The 22,252-nt window shown below is 53.6% G+C and carries 12 protein-coding genes and 1 CRISPR repeat array; of the genes, 4 read left to right on the top strand and 8 right to left on the bottom strand.

The genetic code is table 11. The features are described from left to right. Nucleotides 1-51: 51 nt before the first annotated feature. Both Q1A52_RS08575 and Q1A52_RS08570 read right to left on the bottom strand, forming a co-directional pair. Nucleotides 52-1,392 carry a reverse transcriptase domain-containing protein gene (locus Q1A52_RS08575; RefSeq protein ID WP_300013582.1) on the bottom strand — a complete coding sequence of 447 codons (1,341 nt, stop codon included), beginning with the start codon at nucleotides 1,390-1,392 and terminating at the stop codon, nucleotides 52-54. Between the two features lie 2 nt (nucleotides 1,393-1,394). Next, on the bottom strand, nucleotides 1,395-1,985 hold the full coding sequence (locus Q1A52_RS08570) for an SLATT domain-containing protein (protein ID WP_300013580.1): 591 nt from the start codon (nucleotides 1,983-1,985) through the stop codon (nucleotides 1,395-1,397). A 550-nt stretch (nucleotides 1,986-2,535) separates the two neighbouring features. On the opposite strand from Q1A52_RS08570, the gene Q1A52_RS08565 reads away from it, so the two are divergent. The 4 genes from Q1A52_RS08565 (at nucleotide 2,536) to Q1A52_RS08550 (ending at nucleotide 8,139) form a co-directional block, all read left to right on the top strand. Then, nucleotides 2,536-3,288 (top strand): hypothetical protein, encoded by a 753-nt coding sequence (locus tag Q1A52_RS08565; protein WP_300013577.1) that lies wholly within the window; start codon nucleotides 2,536-2,538, stop codon nucleotides 3,286-3,288. Nucleotides 3,289-3,367: 79 nt separating this feature from the next. Then, the gene (locus tag Q1A52_RS08560) at nucleotides 3,368-6,346 is read left to right on the top strand and encodes a DNA methyltransferase (protein ID WP_300013574.1); all 2,979 of its coding nucleotides are present in this window, start codon (nucleotides 3,368-3,370) and stop codon (nucleotides 6,344-6,346) included. Further along, on the top strand, nucleotides 6,336-7,373 hold the full coding sequence (locus tag Q1A52_RS08555; RefSeq protein WP_300013571.1) for a restriction endonuclease: 1,038 nt from the start codon (nucleotides 6,336-6,338) through the stop codon (nucleotides 7,371-7,373). The genes Q1A52_RS08560 and Q1A52_RS08555 overlap by 11 nt, the downstream gene beginning before the upstream one ends. Before the next feature lie 373 nt (nucleotides 7,374-7,746). Continuing rightward, on the top strand, nucleotides 7,747-8,139 hold the full coding sequence (locus tag Q1A52_RS08550; protein ID WP_300013568.1) for an integrase core domain-containing protein: 393 nt from the start codon (nucleotides 7,747-7,749) through the stop codon (nucleotides 8,137-8,139). Nucleotides 8,140-8,350: 211 nt separating this feature from the next. On the opposite strand, the gene Q1A52_RS08545 is transcribed toward Q1A52_RS08550, so the two are convergent. The 6 genes from Q1A52_RS08545 to cas1 form a co-directional block, all read right to left on the bottom strand. Beyond that, nucleotides 8,351-8,959 (bottom strand): calcium-binding protein, encoded by a 609-nt coding sequence (locus Q1A52_RS08545; protein ID WP_300013565.1) that lies wholly within the window; start codon nucleotides 8,957-8,959, stop codon nucleotides 8,351-8,353. Nucleotides 8,960-9,208: 249 nt separating this feature from the next. Next, nucleotides 9,209-16,093, bottom strand: a complete 6,885-nt coding sequence (locus Q1A52_RS08540) for an FG-GAP-like repeat-containing protein (RefSeq protein ID WP_300013561.1) — start codon at nucleotides 16,091-16,093, stop codon at nucleotides 9,209-9,211. A 1,431-nt stretch (nucleotides 16,094-17,524) separates the two neighbouring features. Beyond that, nucleotides 17,525-17,797, bottom strand: coding sequence for a hypothetical protein (locus tag Q1A52_RS08535; protein WP_300013558.1), 273 nt, complete (start codon nucleotides 17,795-17,797; stop codon nucleotides 17,525-17,527). A 1,067-nt stretch (nucleotides 17,798-18,864) separates the two neighbouring features. Then, a complete protein-coding gene (locus Q1A52_RS08530; RefSeq protein WP_300013555.1) occupies nucleotides 18,865-19,254 on the bottom strand; it encodes a hypothetical protein in 390 nt (129 codons plus the stop codon). A 320-nt stretch (nucleotides 19,255-19,574) separates the two neighbouring features. After that, nucleotides 19,575-20,932: a CRISPR direct-repeat array (repeat unit 36 nt; unit sequence GTCCGGGTTTGGCCGCGAGGCTTCTTCTGCTAGAAC). 72 nt (nucleotides 20,933-21,004) lie between these two features. Beyond that, complete coding sequence (gene cas2, locus Q1A52_RS08525; RefSeq protein ID WP_300013552.1) at nucleotides 21,005-21,349, bottom strand: CRISPR-associated endonuclease Cas2; 345 nt, start codon at nucleotides 21,347-21,349, stop codon at nucleotides 21,005-21,007. Beyond that, the gene (gene cas1, locus Q1A52_RS08520) at nucleotides 21,342-22,250 is read right to left on the bottom strand and encodes a type II CRISPR-associated endonuclease Cas1 (RefSeq protein WP_300013549.1); all 909 of its coding nucleotides are present in this window, start codon (nucleotides 22,248-22,250) and stop codon (nucleotides 21,342-21,344) included. The genes cas2 and cas1 overlap by 8 nt, the downstream gene beginning before the upstream one ends. Nucleotides 22,251-22,252 lie beyond the last annotated feature (2 nt).

Genomic DNA, 22,252 nt, shown 5'->3' with positions numbered 1-22,252 from the left:
ACGGTTTTGGTCGGTTGACAGGTGGCAGCCCGAAGCGGCCCTTCCGATAGACTATGAGAAACTGCTCAAAGTATCTCGTTCCATGCGTTTGACCTCGCGCCAAACCGAGGAGCCAAAAATACGCGAGATTTGCAGGTCTGACTTTGCGTCCAAGTCTCTGAATTTACCCGGAGCCAACAACTCCAAGTGAGCAATCTTCTGCTCGCGACTATAGGTATCAAAATTTGGGAAGTAGTTACTTTCACGATGAAAGTACTTTATCTGATGGTATGCCTTAACGAACCTTTTGATACCGTGGGCTGCTTCTGGTCCGAATTTCTTCAAGACGGCGCGCTTGATCTGCGTGTCCATCTTGGCAAGGAGGGCGATGTCATCAATCTGTGAGAAATAGAACATCCACCCGACAGGGCTGTCGAAAAATCTACATCCAGTAACTCGCAAGTTAACCCGCCAGATTGCTCTATCTTTAGAGTCAGTGGTTGCGCCGAAAATGATCTCCATGATGCTTGTCATGAGCTTTTTCTCTGTGTCGGGTCTGACGGTTATTTTAGGGCCCCCAATCAAGTAGCCAAGATAGAGGACTTGCGCGCCTGGTTTACAGATAGTCGATTTTCCCGATCCGAGTGGGTGGCAAGTCAATTTCTTCTCTCGCTTGAGGCATTTTGATATCTCTTTCGCGATGAGACCTGCCTCACTTGCAGCAGCAATACAGAGAATATCATCGACGTACCTATGATATGTCAGACCCAACATTGAGCCATATCGATCATCAACTGTTCTTAGATAAATCGATGACAGGATGTTTGAAATGCTGAGACCCTGTGGGATGCCGAGTTCGTTGACCTTCCGACTCGCGACTGTTGCTCCGGTTGGTGTCCTAAGCGCGCTGGCTATCATTTTTAGCGGGTATTCGGCCCGTATACGCGTTCTTAGTGTCCTGAGCAAAATCTCGTGGTTGACTGCGTCGTAGAATGACTGAATGTCGAGCTTGATAAAGCAATCGTCCGCCCGCATTGAACTTACGGACCTCAATACAGAAGTGACTATTGGGTGTGAGTGTTGTGGTCGACAGTCAAGAAAGACCTCCGAAAGAAAATTGTTCAAAGCCCTCAAAGCCACTCTATCCCTAAGGGTAGGAATCGAAACCTGCCGAGGAAGGCTTGCGGCATCTTTTAGAAGTAACTTTTGTCGATATGGTGAGAACACGTATGATCCGCTTAAGGCTCGTCGCGAAATCAGCCTTACTTCATCATCTCGCCGTGCCATGAAACCATCGTAACCTGTACCGTCAACTCCGCGTGCAACGCCTTCTTTCAGGTGTAAATCAACGATTTCTTGGAGATGTTTTTCAGAAAAGTGATGTGAAAAAATCTGAGATGATGTACGGGTCATTGTTAGTTTGAGGATACACTTAAAGCATCAGTTCCGTAGAGTGCCATCAAAGGTGGCATCAAAGCGAATGCGAGCAAAGAAAACCGTGCGAGAAGCCATCCACCTGCATAGACTAGGCGATCCCAGCGACCAAGTTCCACTTTCTTTCCCGGCGGCGACTCAAGCTCCTGTGTGGATCCCCAGATATTGCTAATGGCTAGTCGCATGTAGTCGCCGTATGTGTGATTAGGGTAGTGTCCTAAAACTTCGATAAATGCTCTTTCCAATGCGAGGTGATCTTCGTGCTTGGTAGCTCGAAGTTTTTGTAGCGCTAAATAGCAAGATCGGTGGTGGGCTGCCGTCTCACCAAACTTGAACCCAAAGATGAGTAGAGAAAGACAAAGCGTAGTGATCGAAGCAAAACTCAAGATGCTATCTTTAATCGCATCGACGTTACTGTGGTTCAGCACAGAGATACCAATGGTTGCCAGAGCAAATGACGCTAGAACAATGTGAAAATACAACTCAAGGAAGCGGCTACGCTTCTCAGCCTTCATATGACATCGTTCGGTAATCCAAATTCTATTTTGAACTATTTTTATCTCTTCTTCCATTTACTCGTCTTCATTGTGCGGGCGTATTTTTTCATGGCTTTGATCCTATTCTTGAGAATAAGATAGGCGAACGTTGCCGTTCGCCAGGCTTTCGCCTGTTACTTACAGAGACCAACCGAAAGGTTAGCCGAGCACAAGGCTCACGCCCGCACCCTTACTAGTTACGCATCGAAAGCGCATCTTGCAATGCCGCCGTACAGCGCCAGAGCAATCTGTGCAGAAAGGAAAAAGGCGTTGCCGGTCATTCTTGACAAAACATGGCACCGAGATTGTTCAAAAGGCAGCGCTGCGATTGGGTCAGTCTTTGATGGTATTTTCAACTTTGCAAAGTCAGCTTCCTGCGCATTGCGACCTTCTCGTGAAGCGCCGTGATGATCAGTTCACGCCCACAAGTCTTTGGTCACAAGCGCCGATCACTGGTGGCGACCGGCGTCTAATTCTGGTGCCTTGACGCAAACATGTTTGCTTTGCCTTTCAATTGCCGTCTCCAAGTCCAAGGATTATCTCGCGCTGGGCGTCTGCTGAAACGGGCATGTAGCTGGAAACGGTTGTGACGGCGCTGGAATGGCCCATATTCTGCGACCATGCCTTGAAAGTTTCGCGCGTGGGGCAGAGTTTGTCGCCATGCAAGGCCAGCATATGCCGGAAGCTGTGCGGCGTGTACGGCTCAGGGCGTACAGGCTACAACCAAAAGGCTGAGGATTGCAGGTCATTGGATGTGAACCGCTTTCACCGCGAAGGCATTTTGACTGAAGGCAGACGCGGCAATTGGGTGTGGTCGCGTGATAGTGAAGAAGTTGGGCGCATTGGATACAGCTTCACGCAGTCTGGTTTGGTGCTGGACTATCGTGTCAGGGCATATGGCAGCGACTGGGAGGCGGTAATGGAAACTGTGCCGATAACCTACGCGGCATGTAACTACGGTGGCACACGCCCCTATTTTCAATGCCCTGGCTATGTTGATGGCAGGAGATGCGGTAGGAGGGTGGGAAAGCTCTTTTCAGGTGGACGGTACTTCCTATGTCGTCATTGCTATTCAATCGCCTATCGCAGCCAATCAGAGACCGGATATGACCGCGCGTTGCGACGGGCAAATAAAACCCGCATGGCGCTGGGCGGCGAACCGGGTACAGCCTATTGGATTGCGCCAAAACCCAAGGGCATGTGGCAACGGACCTACCAGCGCCACCGCGAACAGATTGAGCGCGACGAGGGCCAAGCAGACCACCTTTTTCTAAGCAAATATGCGCACATTCTCAGCCGGGAGGAACGTGAGATGTATTTCGGGTCAGACGCTCATTAGTGCTTTGCCTTTGTAGTCAGGTTGACCTTGCAATCCGCACGCTCTCTAATGGCAACATCTGGTATTCATGGGAAATGTTATGACGCCGCAGGAGTTTATCAAAAAATGGCGCAACATGGAACTCAAAGAACGGACCGCATCACAGTCTCACTTTAACGACCTTTGTAAGTTACTCGATATTGATGATCCAACGACTGCAGACAACAAGGGCGACTGGTTCACATTTGAAAAAGGCGCTTCCAAAACCAGCGGCGGCGAAGGCTGGGCAGACGTTTGGCGCAAGGATTGCTTTGCTTGGGAATATAAAGGCAAACGCGCCAACCTGGACAAAGCCTTTGACCAGTTGCTGCAATACTCCATTGCATTGGAAAACCCTCCTCTGTTGATTGTATCGGACATGGACGTGATACGCGTCCACACCAACTGGACCAACACTGTCCAGAACGTGCATACGATCCACCTCGATGACCTGACAAACGCCGCCAACCGTGACCTGCTGCGCCACGCCTTTCTTGACCCTGAAAAGCTAAAACCGACGAAGACCCGCCAATTGGTGACAGAACAGGCGGCACAGAATTTTGCCAACATGGCCCAGCGCCTGCGCGAACGTGGCCACGATCCGCAAGAGGTGGCGCATTTTATCAACCGTCTGGTGTTCTGCATGTTCGCAGAAGACGTCGAACTATTGCCCAACAAAATGTTCGAACGGATGATTAAAACCGCGCGGCCAAAGCCTGCGACATTCGCCACCCATGCAAAAGCGTTGTTTGGCGCGATGAAAACTGGTGGCTTGGTAGGGTTTGAAACAGTTGAGTGGTTCAACGGTGGCTTGTTTGACAGTGACGATGTGTTGCCGCTGGAGTGGGAGGACCTCGACGACCTCATTCGCGCCGCCACGCTGGATTGGTCCGATATTGACCCTTCAATACTTGGCACATTGTTTGAGCGCGGTTTGGACCCTGCCAAGCGCAGCCAGCTTGGCGCGCATTACACCGACCGCGACAAAATCATGCAAATCGTCAATCCTGTCATTGTGGAACCGCTCTTGGCGGAATGGGCAGAGGTGAAAGCCCAAATCGAGGCGCAACTGGATAAAGCGCCAAAAGAAACGAAGGACAAACTCTTACGCGGCAAAGAGCTTGCCGCCCGGACCCGCGCCCTAGACAAGGCAGAGGTATTGCACCTTGGCTTTATCGAACGGCTCAAAGCGTTTCGTGCGCTGGACCCGGCCTGCGGGTCTGGCAACTTCCTCTATATCGCACTGCTGGAGCTGAAAAACATCGAACACCGCGTCAATCTGGAGGCAGAAGCGCTGGGCCTGCCACGCGGCTTCCCCCAATTGGGGCCAGAGGTAGTGCTGGGGATAGAGCTGTCCTCCTATGCGGCGGAACTGGCGCGGGTGTCTGTTTGGATTGGGGAAATTCAATGGATGCGGCGGAATGGGTTTGAAGCGGCCAAGAACCCGATTTTGCGGACCCTGAATACTATTGAGAACAGGGATGCGGTGCTTGCGCCAGATGGGACGCGGGCAGAGTGGCCGAAGGCGGATGTGGTGATTGGGAACCCACCTTTTTTGGGGGACCGCAAAATGATTGCAGAATTGGGCGAAGAATACACGTTCGCATTGCGCAAAGCTTACGAAGGTATTGTTCCCGGTGGAGGCGACCTTGTCTGCTACTGGTTTGCAAAAGCATGGGACCAAGTCACCAACAATGAGCTTTCTACCACAGGCTTAGTCGCCACTAACTCGATACGCGGTGGATCAAACAGAACGGTCGTAAAGAAAATCACTGAGCATGGACGCATCACAAACGCTTGGTCAGACGAAGAGTGGACGGTTGATGGAGCGGCTGTCAGAGTATCTCTTCTCTGCTTTGATGGTTCAGCTGAAGGCACAGCAATTCTAAATGGTGTCCCTATGGACCGCATCCATTCTGATTTGACCTCAAACCTGCTCTCGTTTGACCTGACTAATGCATTAAGATTGAATGAAAATGCTGGTGTTTGCTTTATTGGGACAATGAAAAACGGTAATTTCAACGTCCCATATAAAAAGGCGCAAGAATGGTTGAAGTTGCCACAAAATCCGAACGGACAACCGAACTCAATTGTTTTAAAGTTATGGACCAATGGTATGGACGTAACGAGGCGGCCTTCAAATCAGTGGATAATAGACTTTCCTGAAGGCACAACCGAACAAGAGGCCTCACTATTTGAAGCGCCGTTCGAGCACATATTGAACGAGGTCAAACCAAAGCGCGATGTTCTAAGACGGAAAAAATATCGCGAAATTTGGTGGGAGTTCCAAGAGCCGCAGTGGAAAATGCGCAATTTAGTTTCCAACCTGGAACGTTACATAGTTTCGCCAAGGGTTTCCAAATATCGGCTTTTTGCTTGGCGTAGCCCACTAGTCGTTCCCGACTCAGCGGCCTGTGCAATAACGCGAGCGGACGATACCAGCTTTGGGTTGTTGCATTCAATTTGGCATGAGGTCTGGTCCTTAAGAATGGGAACCTCCTTAGGGAAGGGCAACGACCCCCGCTACACCCCCTCAACCACATTCGAAACCTTCCCCTTCCCCGAAGGCCTCACCCCCAACATACCCGCCGCTGACTATTCCGACGACCCGCGCGCCAAAAAAATCGCCGCCGCCGCCGCGCGCCTGAATGAGCTGCGTGAAAACTGGCTTAACCCTGCCGACCTTGTCACCCGCGTCCCCGAAGTGGTCGCAGGCTATCCCGACCGCATCCTGCCCAAAGATGACGCCGCCGCGAAAGAGCTGAAAAAACGCACTCTGACCAACCTCTACAACACCCGCCCCGCATGGCTCGACCACGCCCACAATGCGCTGGATGAAGCCGTGGCAGAGGCCTACGGCTGGGGCGATGATTGGCGCGCGGGTTCGCTGACCGAGGACGAAATCCTATCCCGTCTGTTCCAACTCAACCAAAAGCGGGCAAAAGCAGAGGCCAAATCCGCCGCCAAAGCGAAAGCGAGAACCAAGGCAAAGCCAAAGACCAAAAAGCCCAACGCGAAAGGCACAAAAAATGTCAAATGACACAACCGTCTGGGGTGTCCATATGGGCCACCACGTTGGCGACCGCCCCGTTGAAGGCGGCTATGTCGCAATCGGCTGGCCAGCGATGGGAGACCTAACCAAACTCGCCCCTAACCGTGACGCGTTCAAAGAAGCCCTTGCCCTCGCATACCCCGACAAGAAAAAAGGCGCGATTCCCGTCGACGCCGGGTCTATGTTCAAGTTCCTGCATGAGATCAAAAAGGGCGACTTTGTCGTGTACCCGTCCAAAGCGGACCGCATGGTTAATATTGGGCGGTTCACAGGGATTACCCAACACCACGAAGGGGATGCAGACGAATACCCCACTCGCCAGCTGGTCGACTGGCTTGGCCACTTCCCCCGCGATGAATTTAGCCAAAGTGCGTTGAATGAAATTGGGTCATTCCTCACAATGTTTCGCGTTAAACGGCACGCGCTCGAATTTCTCAGCAAAGTCGACCCAGACGTTGAAGCGCCAGCGCGCAGCGCAGCAGCAGACCAAGACACCCCAGAGGAAGCCGCAGACGACGACACAGCGACCGTTGCCGCCTCAGCACAGGCAGAGGCTAACACCAGCGACTTCGTTATTAAGCGGCTCATGACGCATCTTACTGGCCACCAATTTGAGGATTTCATGGCGCATTTGATGGAGTGCATGGGGTACACCGCCCGCGTCACGCCTAAAAGCGGCGATGGTGGCGTTGACGTCATTGCTCACATGGACCCGCTTGGGTTTCAGCCACCTATCGTCAAAGTACAATGCAAACGGACCACAGGGCAGACTCCCCGCCCGGATGTTGACCAGCTACTGGGTACGCTAGGGGACGGTGAATACGGGCTGTTTGTTAACCTGGGTTCATACGCACGTGGCGCTTTGGAACTGGAGCGAAACCGCGCCAAACTGAGGCTTATAAACGGCGAACAATTTGTTGAGCTCATTTTCGAAAACTATTCTCAACTTGCTCCACGCTATCGTTCTATGATTCCGCTCAAACAAATATTCGTCCCCGACCTACCTCACGACTAGCGGAAATTCGTAATAAGCTTTGTCTTCGCTCTAATAAGCGGGGAAGCATCAACTAATCAAATTTTAACATTAACTGAGGCTATTCACCAACTTCCGGTTGCGTCACTTCCAAAGAAAAAGATGACCGTGCCATGCAATATTGGCGGTTATAATGGGGGGCAGCCTCACCTAACCTTAATATAACATATTGATTTAAATAAAAAAATTATTGGCAAGTGGCGGAGGAGGTGTCTTCAAATATTGAACCGCCAAAATACTGCATAAAAACGATAAAATTCTTCACATCATTAATAATACCACATTAAATACCACTTCATGGTCTTACTTAAGCGCTTGGCAACAGATTAATGCCCTTTCCTTCCGTTAGTACACGGTGCCGGATGAATATACCCGTGAGGCGCTGTGTGTCGCGGTCAAACCAAAGATGAACAGCGCAGATGTGCTGGACGCGCTCTACCCACTGCTTTTGCAGCGCGGGAAGCCCGAATACATTCGTTCGGACAATGGCTCAGAGTTCATCGCAACTGCACTACAAGACTGGCTGAGAAAGGTCGGGATTAAACCGATCAAGATCTATCCAGGATCACCCTGGGAGAATGGGTACAATGAGCGCTTCAACGGCACACTGCGCCGAGAAGTCCTGAATGCCGAATGCTTCCACACCACCAAACAGGCACAGATCGTCATCAATACCTGGCTCAGACAGTATACTCGTGTCCGACCGCATCAGGCTCTAAACATGCGACCGCCAGTGCCAGAATCCTAGATGCAATGAAATGGCCTGCGTCCGCTTGTTTTTCGGCAAACTTGCGATCAACTGGAGAAGTGACAACCAAGACCGGCAACTCAAACGGGCCGACTATTCAGGATAACTGCTACGACTTGAGGAGCCGACATGTCGGTCATTCCCCCTAAAGCGCACTTAATTGCTGTTTTTATTTGGTTTTACTCGTATCACATCTGAGCATAGCGAAACTTCAAACGAACACAAAATCGCTTTCGGTGATGTCTAATTGACTAGTGTTTAGAAGCTTGATCACGTCACCCGAGCTTATTGTAACATCAACGTCGTTGCCAGATTGCGCGACGATCAAATCGGCAAAGGTTGGCCCGGCGATCTGGACCAAGTCGAAACCGTCTTGAAAATCAGTGACCACATCCGCTGCGTCCCCGGCGGCAAAGACAAACGTGTCTGCTCCTGCACCACCAGTTAGAGTGTCTGCACCGCCTCCCCCGCGGAGCACGTCATCACCCTCGCCGCCATCGAGCGTGTCGTTGCCCTCAAGGCCGTAGATTATGTCCGGCGCCCGTGTGCTGCCGGTCAGGTCATCATTGCCGGATGTCCCGTAGGTTGCGGTATGGGTTGCGATATCTGCACGGCCCCAGACCACCCCGTCACTGAACTGGATGACCTCCACGCCCTGGCTACGCTCATCATAGTATCTGAATTGGTTGAAAACGGTCAGTATCTCGCCCGTCGACAGAACTTCCAGCTCCATGTTCACGCTGCCAGTCGCCCGGATCAGCTTCACATCGTCAGAGGTCACATCTTCCAGCCGCAGCGTGTCCGTTTCCGAGAAGGACATCCCGTAGTCCTGAAAAAAGTCATTGCCATCACCTTTGCGCCAGACATAGGTGTCGCTGCCGTTTCATCCTCGTACGCAGTGGCAAGAATAGATGAGGGCGACACCCCCTTCAAACGCGTCAAAGCCAACGCAAAGCTAAAGTTGCCTTCGTCAACGCTAGAGATTCTTGCACGCCGCGTCAATTTGCACAGGAACTTTTAACCAGATCTTTCCGACAAACAGAGCATAAACTTCACGCCCACGATATGGTCAAACGAACTGGAAGTCATCAGCCCCGAGAATGTCATGCGTTTCTACAACCAAGGTATTCTCCCCAAGAGACAATCGCCAGGCAACGCCCGTGTCAGAGATGCTTAACTCATTCCATGACAAACTAAAGGCAGAGATATCGATTAAGTCAGTACCAACTTCGAAGTCGCTGATCGTCCCACGCCCGGCAATGAATTCAAAAACATCAGCTCCCTCGCCGCCAAAAGCGGTCGAGTTGCCAGATTCCATTACCAATCGGTCATCTCCATCTCCTCCAAACAGACTGTCAAAGTTGACCGAAGCATATTCATTTTTGCCGGTGACACGGTTCAGAACCATGATCTCGTCCGTCCCATCACCATCGAAGTCGCCCATTTCGACTAGTTTATTAGTGCCCTGCAGCAAAGCGGTGTCCAAAAGATTGACCTCAACCTCTTTCACACCGCCGGAGTGGCCCAGTATGGTATGGTTGAAACCTGAAGAACGCGACGCCAAAACAATATCTGTAAAACCGTCACCGTTAAGATCACCGGTCTCGAAAATACCGGCACCGATAAACGAATTGGATTGGATTTCATCTCGCACAGAAAAAGAAGCGAATTCATCACCATATGCGAACCGGATTTTTCCTGTATTCATCCAATGAAAGGCTACATCATCAAATCCATCACCATTGAAATCTCCGGATTGAACAGTCACGCTTTCACCAACTTGATCCCAATTCACAAACTCTCTTTCAATCAAATCAAAAAGCGGAGTGAAACCTCCGGCCCCGTCCCCAAGGTAAGACCGGTTCATCCCCCAGTTCTGCCAATGGAAAAGAAGATCATCGTATCCGTCGCCATTAAAATCTCCTGAGACGAGACCCGAAGCAAGGTCATCTACTGCACCTCTGGCGATCAGGTCCACACCGGTAGAAAACGTCCTGTCTTGATTGCCGTACAGGAAGCGGTTCATCCCAGTATGATACCAAAGAATGGCAACGTCGTCGTAACCGTCGTTGTTAAAGTCACCTGTGACAAAACGCTTAGGATAATCGTCCACAAAACCTTGGTTCACTGGGTTAAGGACCTGTTCGTAAGCTCCCCCTTCCTCGCGGAAGTAAAACCTGTTGAGTCCACGGTCGCCCCAGAAAACGGCCGAGTCATCTTTGCCGTCGTTGTCAAAATCCCCCGAAAGCAGGCGACCGGGGCTATCGTCTACAGTTCCACGGAAAATCTCCAACAGATCTCCCGTCTGATCGAAACCAGTGCGCAGTAAATCGTTGCCTTCGTCACCGAAAAGCTTGTCGCTACCGTGTCCGCCATTAAGTGTGTCCTGTCCTGCACCACCAAAAAGGTCATCGCTTCCCAACCCTCCGTAAATGGTGTCGTTTCCACCGCCACCGACTATAGTGTCACCACCAACTCCGCCGGTCAGAGTGTCATTTCCGGTGTTGCCAAGCAAAGCCGCGCTACCAGCTTGCCCACTCGCATCCAGGACACGATCACGTGGATTGTCCGTTGAGCTTGCAGCAGTGGCGAGGTGATCACCTGCAGCTTCGAGATGGTCGGTACTTTGTGCAAGACTAGCGAGGAATTGGGCCTTTGTTACACGGCCTTCTGAGATGTTTTCGTTCCATATCGATACTTCTTGGGAAGTTGGCTGCTTGCTCAGTGCATTGACGATAGCCTGTTGTACAAACGATTCTCCTTGTAGATTTTGCAAGCTGGATGGCTGAACTTCCTGCGCGTCGAAAACTTGATCCATGATTTTTGAGGCAACATCGTCCAAGTTGTCTGTTCCAGACATCAACAGGCCGCTGTAGTAAGACAACTCTGGATTCGTCGCATCGCGATCATAGACAACATCGATCAGTTTTTTGACGAGTGCTTCCACGTAAGCGCGGTCCAGACTGCGTTCGTATTCCGCCGGGTTCATGATGACGTCGAAGTTATTCGTCGCCATATGGGTGTTGCCGACCACCAGATGCTCAGAGCTTTCCGCAAGCCGCACCAACAGGCCCGCCCGCGTGATTGTGCCACCATCCAGCGCGCGCAGATGCCCGTTCAGCTCCACCAGAGATGGCGCCCGGCCAAAGGTGTTGAGGTAGAACTGTGCCACGAAGGCCGCATCCATGAGAACACCATAGCGGGTCGCGAGTTCTGCGGAACCCAGCAGCTCCTGCGTGAGGGCTGCGCGATCCAGCTGACCATCGGAGACAAAACGCACCAGCTCTTCTGTCTCGACGCGGCCCATGTCGCGGTCCAGAACCGTGTCATAGATGCGTGCGGCTTCTGCGATCAGTCGTGCCTTGGCAGCAACATCGAACCTGGCCTCATGGGTCTCCGATGGGCCCACGTAGAGCCAGGTCTCAATACCGAAGGCATCGATCTCATGCGATACTGTGACCTGGGCGGCGCTGTTCCCGTTGTCCCAGATATAGCTGCCGTTCTCCAGCGCGGAACGCGTAATCGTCTGGATAAAGACGCCCCGGTTGATCGTGGTGATCAGCCCATCCGAGGAGGTGGTCGTTACGAAGGTATTATTTAGCCCCCCCGTTTCGCCAAAGGATTTCTCTGTCAGAATACGCTCTCCGTCCGAACGGATCACCAGCTCCGATGTTTTGTCGACCAGACCGTTGCCGTTATAGTCATGACGCTCCATGATATTCCGGCCATCCCGGCTGATCACCACATCTTCCATAGAGCGCAGATCGCCATCGGCATAACGGGTTTCAGCGGTCGTCCTGCGACTGCCATCGGCATTCAGCGTTGTTGTTGAGGTCATGGTGCCATCCACAACACCGTCACCGTCCAGATCGATGTCCCGGACGACGGAGAGCCCATCAGCCGCTACAGTTGTCACCTCCCTGTCGGCGAGCACGCCATTGCCTGCCTTTTCCTCATAGATGGTGATCTCATCGCCCGCGACATTGAATGTGGTGGTCCAGGTCCGCATCAAATCATCCGACCCGTCGCCATCGACATCCAGATAAACCGACCGCTGCATCCCGTTCGCCGAAACCATGCCGGTGATTTCGTCCAGCACCGTTCCATCTGCGGCCAGATCCCGGTAGGTCGTGTTTACATTCCGGCTGAGATCCACTGTCGAAGTGATCTCGCGATCAGTCGTACCATCGCCATCCAGATCGGTAGACAGGCTGGTGCTCCACCCGTCGGGGCTTTCCACACGCGTTTCCGTCCGGATGACCTGCGACGTATCGCCATATTCTGTCACGACTTCGGTGAAGCCGCCTTCTGCCCCGCGCGTCAGGGCGGTATTTCTGTCCATGGCGTGATCCCCGTCACGATCCATCACAACAGAGGTGGTCAATCCATTCCCGCTCGTCGTTGTGGTTATCTTGGAGAGCCGCTCGGATGTGGCGTTTTCGGTCGTCTGATGCCGAATAACATCGCCATTGTCCTCGAAGGTCGTACTATCCTCGGAGAAGAACTCGAACCCATTCTCTCCATCCACGTCCAGGCGAGTGGTGCGCGTCAGGCCGTCGTCGCTCCGGTCATATTCTGCCCGTGCCAGCGACACACCGCCCCCCGTTGTGTGATCCACGGTGCGCGAGGTCGTTCCGTCGGAGGCTAGCACGGTTGTGTCATGCACGACATGCTCCGCAATCCCATCCGCGTTGCGATCCACTGTCCGGGTCCGGGTCAGCCCATCATCGCTACGGGTGGATACAGCGGTGGCTTCCAGTGTGCCGCCGGAGGAGAAGTAACTCTCCGTCGTGGTCACGGTACCATCGTCACCACGCTCGGTCGTCGTGACTGCGTCCATCAGGCCATTGCCATCCGCGTCCCAGGATGTGGTGAACGTTCGCCCATCGGCGCTGGTCACTGTTGTGGTTGTGCTGAGCAGGGAGGTATCGGCGGCGCGACGTTCTTCCGTGATGGTTTCGATGCCGTCGAAGGACAGATCGAGTGTGGTCTGCACGGTCAGATCATTGGTGCCGTCCCCATTGTCGTCCCGGCTTTCTATTCGTGTGCGTCCATCATCGCTGGTCGTTGCCGTCGAGGTACGGTAGGCCGGACCGGTTATGCCGCTCTCCGTCGTGGTCGTCGTGCGCGATCCATCGGCATTCAGCACCGTGCTGCTTTGCTGGGTGTGTTCAAATGCACCATCACCGTCGGCGTCCATGTTGGTCGATGAGGTCAGTCCATTGCCGCTGGTCACGGTCTGCGTGCGGGTTTGCAAGGTGCCATCGGCGGCAAATTCGGACTGCGTCTGCGTCAATACACCATCATCCGCGATTGCCCGCGACGTGACCATGTCCGTGACGCTATCGCCATTGACATCTGTCGTGGTGGTAACATCGCGACCGTTGTCATTCGATGTTGTTGTCGATGCATTGCGTAACATGCCTGCGGCATCCCGCAGTTCCGAGGTGACCTCAGTTCCACCATCATTCAGCAGTGTGGTGGTCGCCGTTGTGAGCAGATCGAATGTGTCGTCACCATTCACATCAACGGAAGTTGTGGTGATCAACCCGTCATCGTTGATCTTGACCTGTGACTGAGACAGCAGCGTGTCATTGGCAGAGCGGGTTTGTGATATAGTGGTCAGGCTGCCGTCAATCCCCAGCAAGGTCGTGCGGGCTTCTGCGCGCTCAAAGACGCCGTCGCCATCCACATCCGTCTCGACTGTGGTGGTCAGCCCGTCATCACTGATGGTTCCCGCGCTTTCGCTGCGCAAAGAGGCATCACCGTTGTTGGTCGTGACAGTTGTGGTGCGGCTGCCGTCCGCATTCAGAACGGTCGTGCTGGTTTCGGTGATGTCGGTGATATCATCGCCATCTAGATCACGCGCGGTACTGGAGATCAGACCGTTGGCGCTGGTGGTGGTCTGGGAAGATACGATTTTCGAGCCATTCACATTGCTGCGAAGTTCCATGGTGAGGATCGATCCATCGGCGCTTTCCGTTGATGTTGAAGTGACGTCCGTCACGCCGTCCCCGTCCACATCCCGCAGGGTCGTCATGACCAGCCGGTCGGCGCTTTCCGTCGAGGTTTTTTCGCCCAGGAGCGTCGTACCATCTCCGGCGTAGTTCGACATTGTGCTAGTTGAGCTGCCATCGACGTTCAGAACGTGGGTGTCCACGGTTTTCGCATCGAAAAGCCCGTCACCATCCGTGTCGATCTGCGTCGTGGTGGTCAGCCCATCCGCACTGGTCTGCGTCACGGTCTTGTCGCGCATTGTGCCGTCCTGATTGCGCATCTCGATGGTACGAGTCGAGACACCCGCGCCGTCCGTGACGGTGCTATCCGAGACAGCAGTATCCACATCCCCGTCCCCATCCGCGTCAATGCCGCTGCTGCGTGTCAGGCCATCTTCGGAAGATACCGTCGTGCTGCTCGCCAGTACGGTGCCATCCGCCGCACGGATCTGATCCAGCGTTATGCGTTCTTGTGTCGTGTCATCTATAGTTACAGAGCGCACCCGCTCGTCACCGTCAAAAACCCCGTCCTGATCGAGGTCTACCCAGATCTCCGAGCTGACCTTATCCGCGCCCAGCGTGGTCTTTTCCATCCCGCGCACGGACCCGTCGGTGTTTGTGACCGTGACGGTGTTTTCCCGGCTGCCATCCGCCTGGATTACCGTGACGTCCACGCTCGTGCTGTCCACATCGCCGTCGCCATCCACATCCGACGCAATGGTTTTGCTCAGCGCATCCGCCGATTGTGTCTGGGTCACCTGGCTGCGCAGGTTGCCGTCGGCATTCTCAACCTCCAGAACCGACGTGCTGTTGCCACCGGCATCGAGGCTAATCAACAGATCCTCGACCGTCTCTGCCACGCCGTCCCCGTCAATGTCCCGGTTGATCAGTTTGCTCTGGCCATCCGGACCCACAACAAGCGTTTCAGAAGACCGCAAACTTGTGTCCCGGTTGCGCGCCACGGTGCTTTCCGTCCGGCTGTCGTCGGCATGCTCGGTGATGCTGTGGGTGACGGCCAGATCATCCAACCCGTCGCCGTCCTCATCGGTGCCCTTGGTGCGGGTCAGCCCATCTACGCTCGTCGTCTCGCTGGAGCCGCGGATGGTCGAGCCATCTTCGGCCAGATCGTTGATCACGATGCTGCGGCTGCCGTCGGGCAGTGTGCTGCGGATCTCTTCCTGATCGAACCAGCCGCCGCCCTTGCTGTCCCGCTGGATCGTGACATCCGCCCCATCCGCGCTGGTCGTGGTCACGATCCGGCTGGTCACAATCGCCGTCGCCGCGTCCGATCCGGCTTTGTTCACGACGGTTTCTATTTTGTTCCCGCTGACCTCCTGCGTCGAGATCATCTGCAGCCGATCAACCACTCCGTCGCCATCGTCGTCATAGCTGTTGGTGATGCTCGATCCATCCGGGCTGGTCACCGAGGTGATCTCGTAGGCCACATCGCCCGTCGCCGCATAGGCGGTGCTGACCACCACCCGGTTGCCGGACGCATCGGTGCTTTCCACCTGCTCGACGCGATACCCATGCGCCTCGGCCACCAGCGTTGCATTCGCCACCGTGCCCGTCGTGCCATCGGTCCGCGTAAATGTCGTCTGCCCGGTGATCATCGAGCCATCCGGCAGCTCGATCCGCGTGGTATCCGCCGTCAGGTTGATCGAGGTGAACCCCAGCTCCGCCAGCGTCTTCGCCGTGGTCGAGCCATCAGCGTTCGTGACCAGAACCTTGAAGTCTGCAAACCGCGTGTCCGAGGCGTCCAGCACGCCATCGTCATTGCTGTCAAACACAGCCCTCAGCGCGGCCAGATCATCCGTCGCCGTCGGGTCCCACTCGGTAAAGACATACTCCTTCTTCTCCGAGATCGCCCCGTCACCATCATCATCGATGAACAGAACCCCATCACCATCGCCAGCCCAGGCCGTCCGGTGCAGCAATCCATCCCCGCCAGCGTCCATAAATACAGTCGATTTGCTCAGCTCGGTGACCTCAACGCCGTCACCGTCCAAGTCGAGGAGAAGGGGGTAAAGCCCACGAGGGTCATTCGAATCCTCATTGCGGCCTGCTGACTTATTGCCGCCCCCTTGTCCGGTGCCGCTGTTGTTGCCGCCCCCTCTCGTGCCATCACCATCCCGATCCGACCGCGTCGCCCCTTCGTTTCCGCCGGTTTGGTTCCCACCGTCAGAGTTCCGACCCGGACCCTCGCCTCTATTTCCGCCTTCGCCTCGATTACTGGAGGGATCGGGGCGGGACACACGTGATGTAGAAGATGATGGCAGCGAAACGCCGGGACCATCTTCGTCGTAAGGACCGCGATATGAGTACCCCGTATCGGTCCCTAAACTGTAGCCAGGCCTTGGCGTGTTTTCTCTGATACCGCCCCGCTCGCCGATCGGATCGGCTATGCCACGGTCAAGACTACCAGGCCGCCCTGGCGCATCGTATGAGGGACCGCGGCCATCGTCGAATGCTACATCTCGTTGTACGCCCTCTTTTTCCCGAAGCTCTTCCCCAACTATCTTAGTGACGGACAGCATCGATTCTTTGTCTTTCTTAGCCCCCGCCACTACGACAGCTCCAACCTGAGTAACTGTGGTAGCTAAACCCAACGTTGAAATGGTTTTCTTCGCAACTCCTATCACCACATCAAGCAGCGTCGTGCCCAAAAACAACTTTTGCTCAGTGGTTAAGTTGCTGGGATCTAAAGCAAGCGAAGCTGGTCCCTCTAAAGAACGTATCTGCGAGATTAAATGATCGCCAAGCTTGTTCAAATCAGTCGCCGTTGCAGGACCTATGTATTCTTGACCCAATCTTGCAGAATATCCGTTTTCCACCCATTGTTCCGGGTTGAATTTCTTGTCATCAACTAAGTCATATTCATCTAGTAAATCGGGGTTCCCAATTGTGGTTCTTTGATCAAATATTGCTCTATAGTAATCGTATGAATTCAAAACTCTATCTTTCTTTTAACCACAAGTGGAAGTATTTTATGACACCGAAAACCGACAATATCCCAAAAACGGTATTTGGAATTGGCTGTGACTCAAAAAAAAGCACGCTTGCGAAAAACGAAACCGAACAGATAAGGAATCCTAGCAACATTATGGTGTTCGTCCACCTATTTAATGTTTTTTTCCAGCCCATAGCTCATTCCGCCTATTGTCTCATCTCCGTATCAGTTGGAATTACTCAATTGGCAAATACGGAGGGGTGATCTTTCAGTAATTAAGTACGCTTAACTGCGCACCGGCGACAATGTAAACATCGAGCAGCCAATCCATAGTCATTATTCCAGCCTAAACCGTGTCCAACGCCTACTGCCCCCTCAAGTCCAGTGCTCCAACCCCGAATACTGCTTATTGGATCGTTGTAGTATGTTTCATTGTAAGTTACTCATGATCTACGCCAGCTACTGTCCCAAGATGGTAACCTAGTCTGGAGTCCAACAAACTACCATCTGTCGGTGTATAGAGGCTAAAACCTATCTCGCCTCCAATCGCTTTTAAAGTAGTCGCAAATGAAATCTCACGTTCAACATAAGTGACATCAGCTAAGAAATCATTTGATGGGCCAAAAAAATCATACCCGAAGGGGTTTCGCATGCTGCTTCGTTCAGCCGCAAGCGGTCCAACTAAGACCTCCGATGAATCAATATCTGCCATTTGGATAAACTATGCCTCAACTTGGCTTTTCATTAGTTGTCTTTTTCGGTTACGTGATCGGCGTAAATCTTGGTTGTCACATTTATAAGTTTAAGCTTTTGAGAGGTGTGCTTGATCTGGTTAACCCAATCCGGGCGACACTTCTTGTTGGGAAGTTGGCAAGTTCGCCGAAAGCAGCTCCCACAGGGTTAAAAGTCCTAATACGGCTTCTTTCTGCCGTCCTATTCCTAACCTTTGCTGTACTCGCATATTGGTAGGATTCTCTATCAAGTGGCAAAATTGAACAAAAATGGATGCGTAGCTCATCTTTGGCTTTTGCCAGTCGGCCCCGAACCAATTCCGAATAATCTGACCAAATCTCAGGGCAGTGGCTGTAACTGTCGGCAACCGCATCGCGCGGCAACGTCACTGCCATTGCGAAAAAGAAGGCCTTGGCCAGATGCCGACCCCAAGCGTCTATCACCGGCTTCCTCTGACGTCGCGCTGATGCGGCCAGCATTTGTTGCAGACCATGAAAGCCGCCCCGATCCACGCTGAGCTTCGTCTAAACACCGAGCCTCTTCCCCTTTTGTTAATCTTGCCCGCCGACGCTTAACCATTTCTGCGCAGAAATCAGCTTATCCGACCGCGCCCCCACCCAGTCCTTGATCCAGATCAAAGACAAAAGCATTTTGACGCCAAACCGCGTCACTGGAAGACCTTCCCAATAGACCCCGCGCCCAACAAACAGCTCCCCAACGCCTCACAGTGTCGTTATCGTTAAACGGGAACATTAACCAATTCACCATAAATTTAAATCATGGTTAACACGAAGCTCCACGCCCAGCAGCGCGCTCTCTTCTCCAATCCCAATCCTCACCCGCACACCCGCGCCGGCACACTACGATGAGACGTCACATCGCAACGCGCAACAGACAACGAAGGACGCCCCGCTCCGTCCCGCGTCGCTTGGGAAAGCGCAGCTGGCCACACCAAGAGGGGTCATTGACGCCGGGCCATCTGACCGCTTCTGCAATTTGCATCGCCGAACGACCGCTATGCGGACGGAGCTGCCGTTCAGCTCTAACTTATTGTGCCTCTGCAATCTCTGAGAGCAGTACGTTCCATCGTTCTGAGCGACCATGATTGCGTAGCGATAATTTGGTGCTTTCTTTCAGCTGATCCAGGTGGATACCTTCACTCTTCATATCGTCAATTTCGATACGCAAGAACTGACGAGCCTCATCCAGATCACCTAATGCTATAGCCGCATTTAGTGCCCAACTGGCTGAAATCTCTGTTCCTTGAAGCGCAACTATGTCTTTGAATACGATCCGAGAAAAGAATGCGACAGATGCTGCGGCATTTAAGAAGTCAGTCTCCGGATTCCTTGGGTGTGCCTCGTAAGGCAGAAGCAGCGATGCTTGTAAGTCTTTCACCGCTTTCATCAAGGCACGGGTCGCTGAGATGTCTTTCATGTTATTGAGATCTTACCTGATCGTAACCACAGAAACCCTCACCTACCGAAGGCATATGTGCAAACAGAAATGACGGAGGTTTGGGCTCGTTGCCGACATCTGATGATTTTGGTCGGATGAGCGGTGCCATCCCAAAGCGGTCATAGAGATTTGACGCCTCCGGGCGGGAAGCCGACCTTCGCTGCCTTTGCACCTTGGATTCTGTCCTTGTCAAAGCGGACACTCACTTTCGGCTACGAAAAGACAGAAATGGAGACCTGTAGTCAAAAAAGCGGTCCAGAATGACTTGTCCGAGGCCCTTTAATAGCCACTACTTTAGCGTCCGGGTTTGGCCGCGAGGCTTCTTCTGCTAGAACTCGGTGACCGTGATCATGCCACCGTGCTCAGTCCGGGTTTGGCCGCGAGGCTTCTTCTGCTAGAACCTAACACTCGAAGAGCGTGCAACCTGTCCAGTCCGGGTTTGGCCGCGAGGCTTCTTCTGCTAGAACGGCATGGCCGCGCGCCATGTCGGGATGGACGTCCGGGTTTGGCCGCGAGGCTTCTTCTGCTAGAACTCCCGCCGAAAACACGCGTCGGCTGCGGCTGTCCGGGTTTGGCCGCGAGGCTTCTTCTGCTAGAACCTGCTCATAGAGCGCTGCGATAGGCGAGGCGTCCGGGTTTGGCCGCGAGGCTTCTTCTGCTAGAACATGCTCGACCCTGTACAACAGCCGTTCTCGGTCCGGGTTTGGCCGCGAGGCTTCTTCTGCTAGAACGTGACCGAGACACGCGGCATCACTGTTGACGTCCGGGTTTGGCCGCGAGGCTTCTTCTGCTAGAACCCGGAGGTTAATGCCGTTTTGCGTGTTGGCGTCCGGGTTTGGCCGCGAGGCTTCTTCTGCTAGAACTCCATCAGCGTGATCAGCTCCGCCTCTGCAGTCCGGGTTTGGCCGCGAGGCTTCTTCTGCTAGAACTGGCAGCAGCTCGGCATGACCGAAGACCCCGTCCGGGTTTGGCCGCGAGGCTTCTTCTGCTAGAACAGGGGTCGGGGCAATGACCTTAGCCGCCGTAGTCCGGGTTTGGCCGCGAGGCTTCTTCTGCTAGAACGATGCGCATAACCTCAGTCTCGACATTCCTGTCCGGGTTTGGCCGCGAGGCTTCTTCTGCTAGAACCTGAGCAACCTGGGGGCGGTGCACCTGCCCGTCCGGGTTTGGCCGCGAGGCTTCTTCTGCTAGAACCTCAAGACCCAGCTCAATCAGGCAATTCTAGTCCGGGTTTGGCCGCGAGGCTTCTTCTGCTAGAACCGTTGGGCTGACCTCATTCGCATACCTGTTGTCCGGGTTTGGCCGCGAGGCTTCTTCTGCTAGAACGATACCAGAACTATCGCGCTCAGCTTGTGTGTCCGGGTTTGGCCGCGAGGCTTCTTCTGCTAGAACCAGTGCTGCAGACGTGACATTCACGCTTGAGTCCGGGTTTGGCCGCGAGGCTTCTTCTGCTAGAACCAATGTATCTGACCCAGACACAGTTTTCGCGTCCGGGTTTGGCCGCGAGGCTTCTTCTGCTAGAACTCATTCAGAACCTTCCCGTCAGGCACATAGGTCCGGGTTTGGCCGCGAGGCTTCTTCTGCTAGAACTCGCGCCAATGTCATCAACAAGCGCCTGACCGTCCGGGTTTGGCCGCGAGGCTTCTTCTGCTAGAACTGCCCCTGCACAACCCTCTGGTTTGCAGGGTCTTTTTCTGCATTCTGCGGCGCAATTCCGGATATCGAAGGGCTAAAAGAGCGTAAGCTGATCCGGTTTCTTTTGTTCCGGTCCACTTTTGGTGCGGCCCTGAAAGCTCTGGGTGAGCTGATATTGTCGATCTGTAAAAAATAAGATTTGGACGTGCCCCGACGGTGGCACCAGATCACCGACCTTGGCTGCAATGACATCTGCTTTTTCTTTCGAATACGCATGACGCAAATATACCGAAAACTGGGCCATCTGGAAACCAAGATCGAGCAGATCGTTTCGGAAACGTGTCGCGGCCTTACGCTCCGAGCTTGTGAGAACGGGTAGATCAAATAAGGTCCATATCCACATGGTTTTGTACTTTGATAGAGCGGGAAAATCATTCATCGGCAAAAGCGCTGTGAGGTATTGGTTGCCGAGGAAATACGAGGGTGGTTTTGCCTGATGCAAAGCTACCGGCAAGGCTTTGAGAAAGACGTAAAAGAACCTGCGAAAGAGGTGAGCTACCCTGATCGGTTGAAAAGGGGGTGGAAAGCGTTTGGACCAAAGCGCCCCGGCCATCTTCTACCCGATCAATCCCGGTCTCCAACAAGGTATATACGGCCAGGTCGATGGTGGGGCGGAAAGGCTCCATTAAATCATCGGCCAGAGCCAATGCATCACCGCCGCTGCGATGATGTACCGACAGCGATGGGTGCAGTCCGGCCGAGACAATGGCACGAGCAGTCGCTGCGCGTAGCACGGCATATCCATAATTCAGAAGTGCATTGGCACCTTCTTGCCCGGTGTCACGGCGGAAACTCTTGCCAAGCAGAAGCGGCCAATAAGTTTGGGCGGCCTGCGCTTCGCAATTTTTTGGGTCTCCCGAATGAACAGTAGACACAAGTCGTACAAGTCGTTCTGACGGTATCCCAAGGCGGCCTAGTGCAGCCGCCTGTGCGGCGATCTTATGGCGGACCAGACTGGCCCAGATTTGCTTGCGCAAGGGCTTGGATGCAGCCGCCTGATCCGCCATACGATAAGCCTGTTCACCATGTCCGTTCAAAGGCAGCACGACCGCCACAGGTGCGAAATTTGCTCCGAGGATGGTGACAGGCACGTTTTGTGCGGCAAGATGGGCAAGAGCACTGTTGGACCAGGTTAAGCTCTGACCCGAAACCAGCACGGCGTCTATATCGTCGAGTTCCGCTTTACCTATCTCGGTACCTTCCCGACGCACCGACAGAAAACCACGCGCTTTATGGATGGCGAGGTTTTCCCGCGCCAACTCCAGTATTCGTCCTACCATCG

It is taken from the genome of uncultured Roseobacter sp. (genome assembly GCF_947488185.1).
Classification (GTDB): Bacteria; Pseudomonadota; Alphaproteobacteria; order Rhodobacterales; family Rhodobacteraceae; genus Roseobacter.
Note: the sequence above shows the minus strand (reverse complement) of the source record. Positions and strands in the feature narration are given on the sequence as shown.

Excerpts from the sequence above, each read along its gene's own strand:
- Q1A52_RS08555 (WP_300013571.1), top strand. The coding sequence starts at position 6,336 with ATGTCAAATGACACAACCGTCTGGGGTGTCCATATGGGCCACCACGTT.
- cas1 (WP_300013549.1), bottom strand. The coding sequence starts at position 22,250 with ATGGTAGGACGAATACTGGAGTTGGCGCGGGAAAACCTCGCCATCCAT.
- Q1A52_RS08545 (WP_300013565.1), bottom strand. The coding sequence starts at position 8,959 with ATGTCCTTCTCGGAAACGGACACGCTGCGGCTGGAAGATGTGACCTCT.
- cas2 (WP_300013552.1), bottom strand. The coding sequence starts at position 21,349 with ATGAATGATTTTCCCGCTCTATCAAAGTACAAAACCATGTGGATATGG.
- Q1A52_RS08540 (WP_300013561.1), bottom strand. The coding sequence starts at position 16,093 with ATGGACGCTGGCGGGGATGGATTGCTGCACCGGACGGCCTGGGCTGGC.
- Q1A52_RS08560 (WP_300013574.1), top strand. The coding sequence starts at position 3,368 with ATGACGCCGCAGGAGTTTATCAAAAAATGGCGCAACATGGAACTCAAA.
- Q1A52_RS08570 (WP_300013580.1), bottom strand. The coding sequence starts at position 1,985 with ATGGAAGAAGAGATAAAAATAGTTCAAAATAGAATTTGGATTACCGAA.
- Q1A52_RS08575 (WP_300013582.1), bottom strand. The coding sequence starts at position 1,392 with ATGACCCGTACATCATCTCAGATTTTTTCACATCACTTTTCTGAAAAA.
- Q1A52_RS08530 (WP_300013555.1), bottom strand. The coding sequence starts at position 19,254 with ATGAAAGACATCTCAGCGACCCGTGCCTTGATGAAAGCGGTGAAAGAC.
- Q1A52_RS08535 (WP_300013558.1), bottom strand. The coding sequence starts at position 17,797 with ATGGCAGATATTGATTCATCGGAGGTCTTAGTTGGACCGCTTGCGGCT.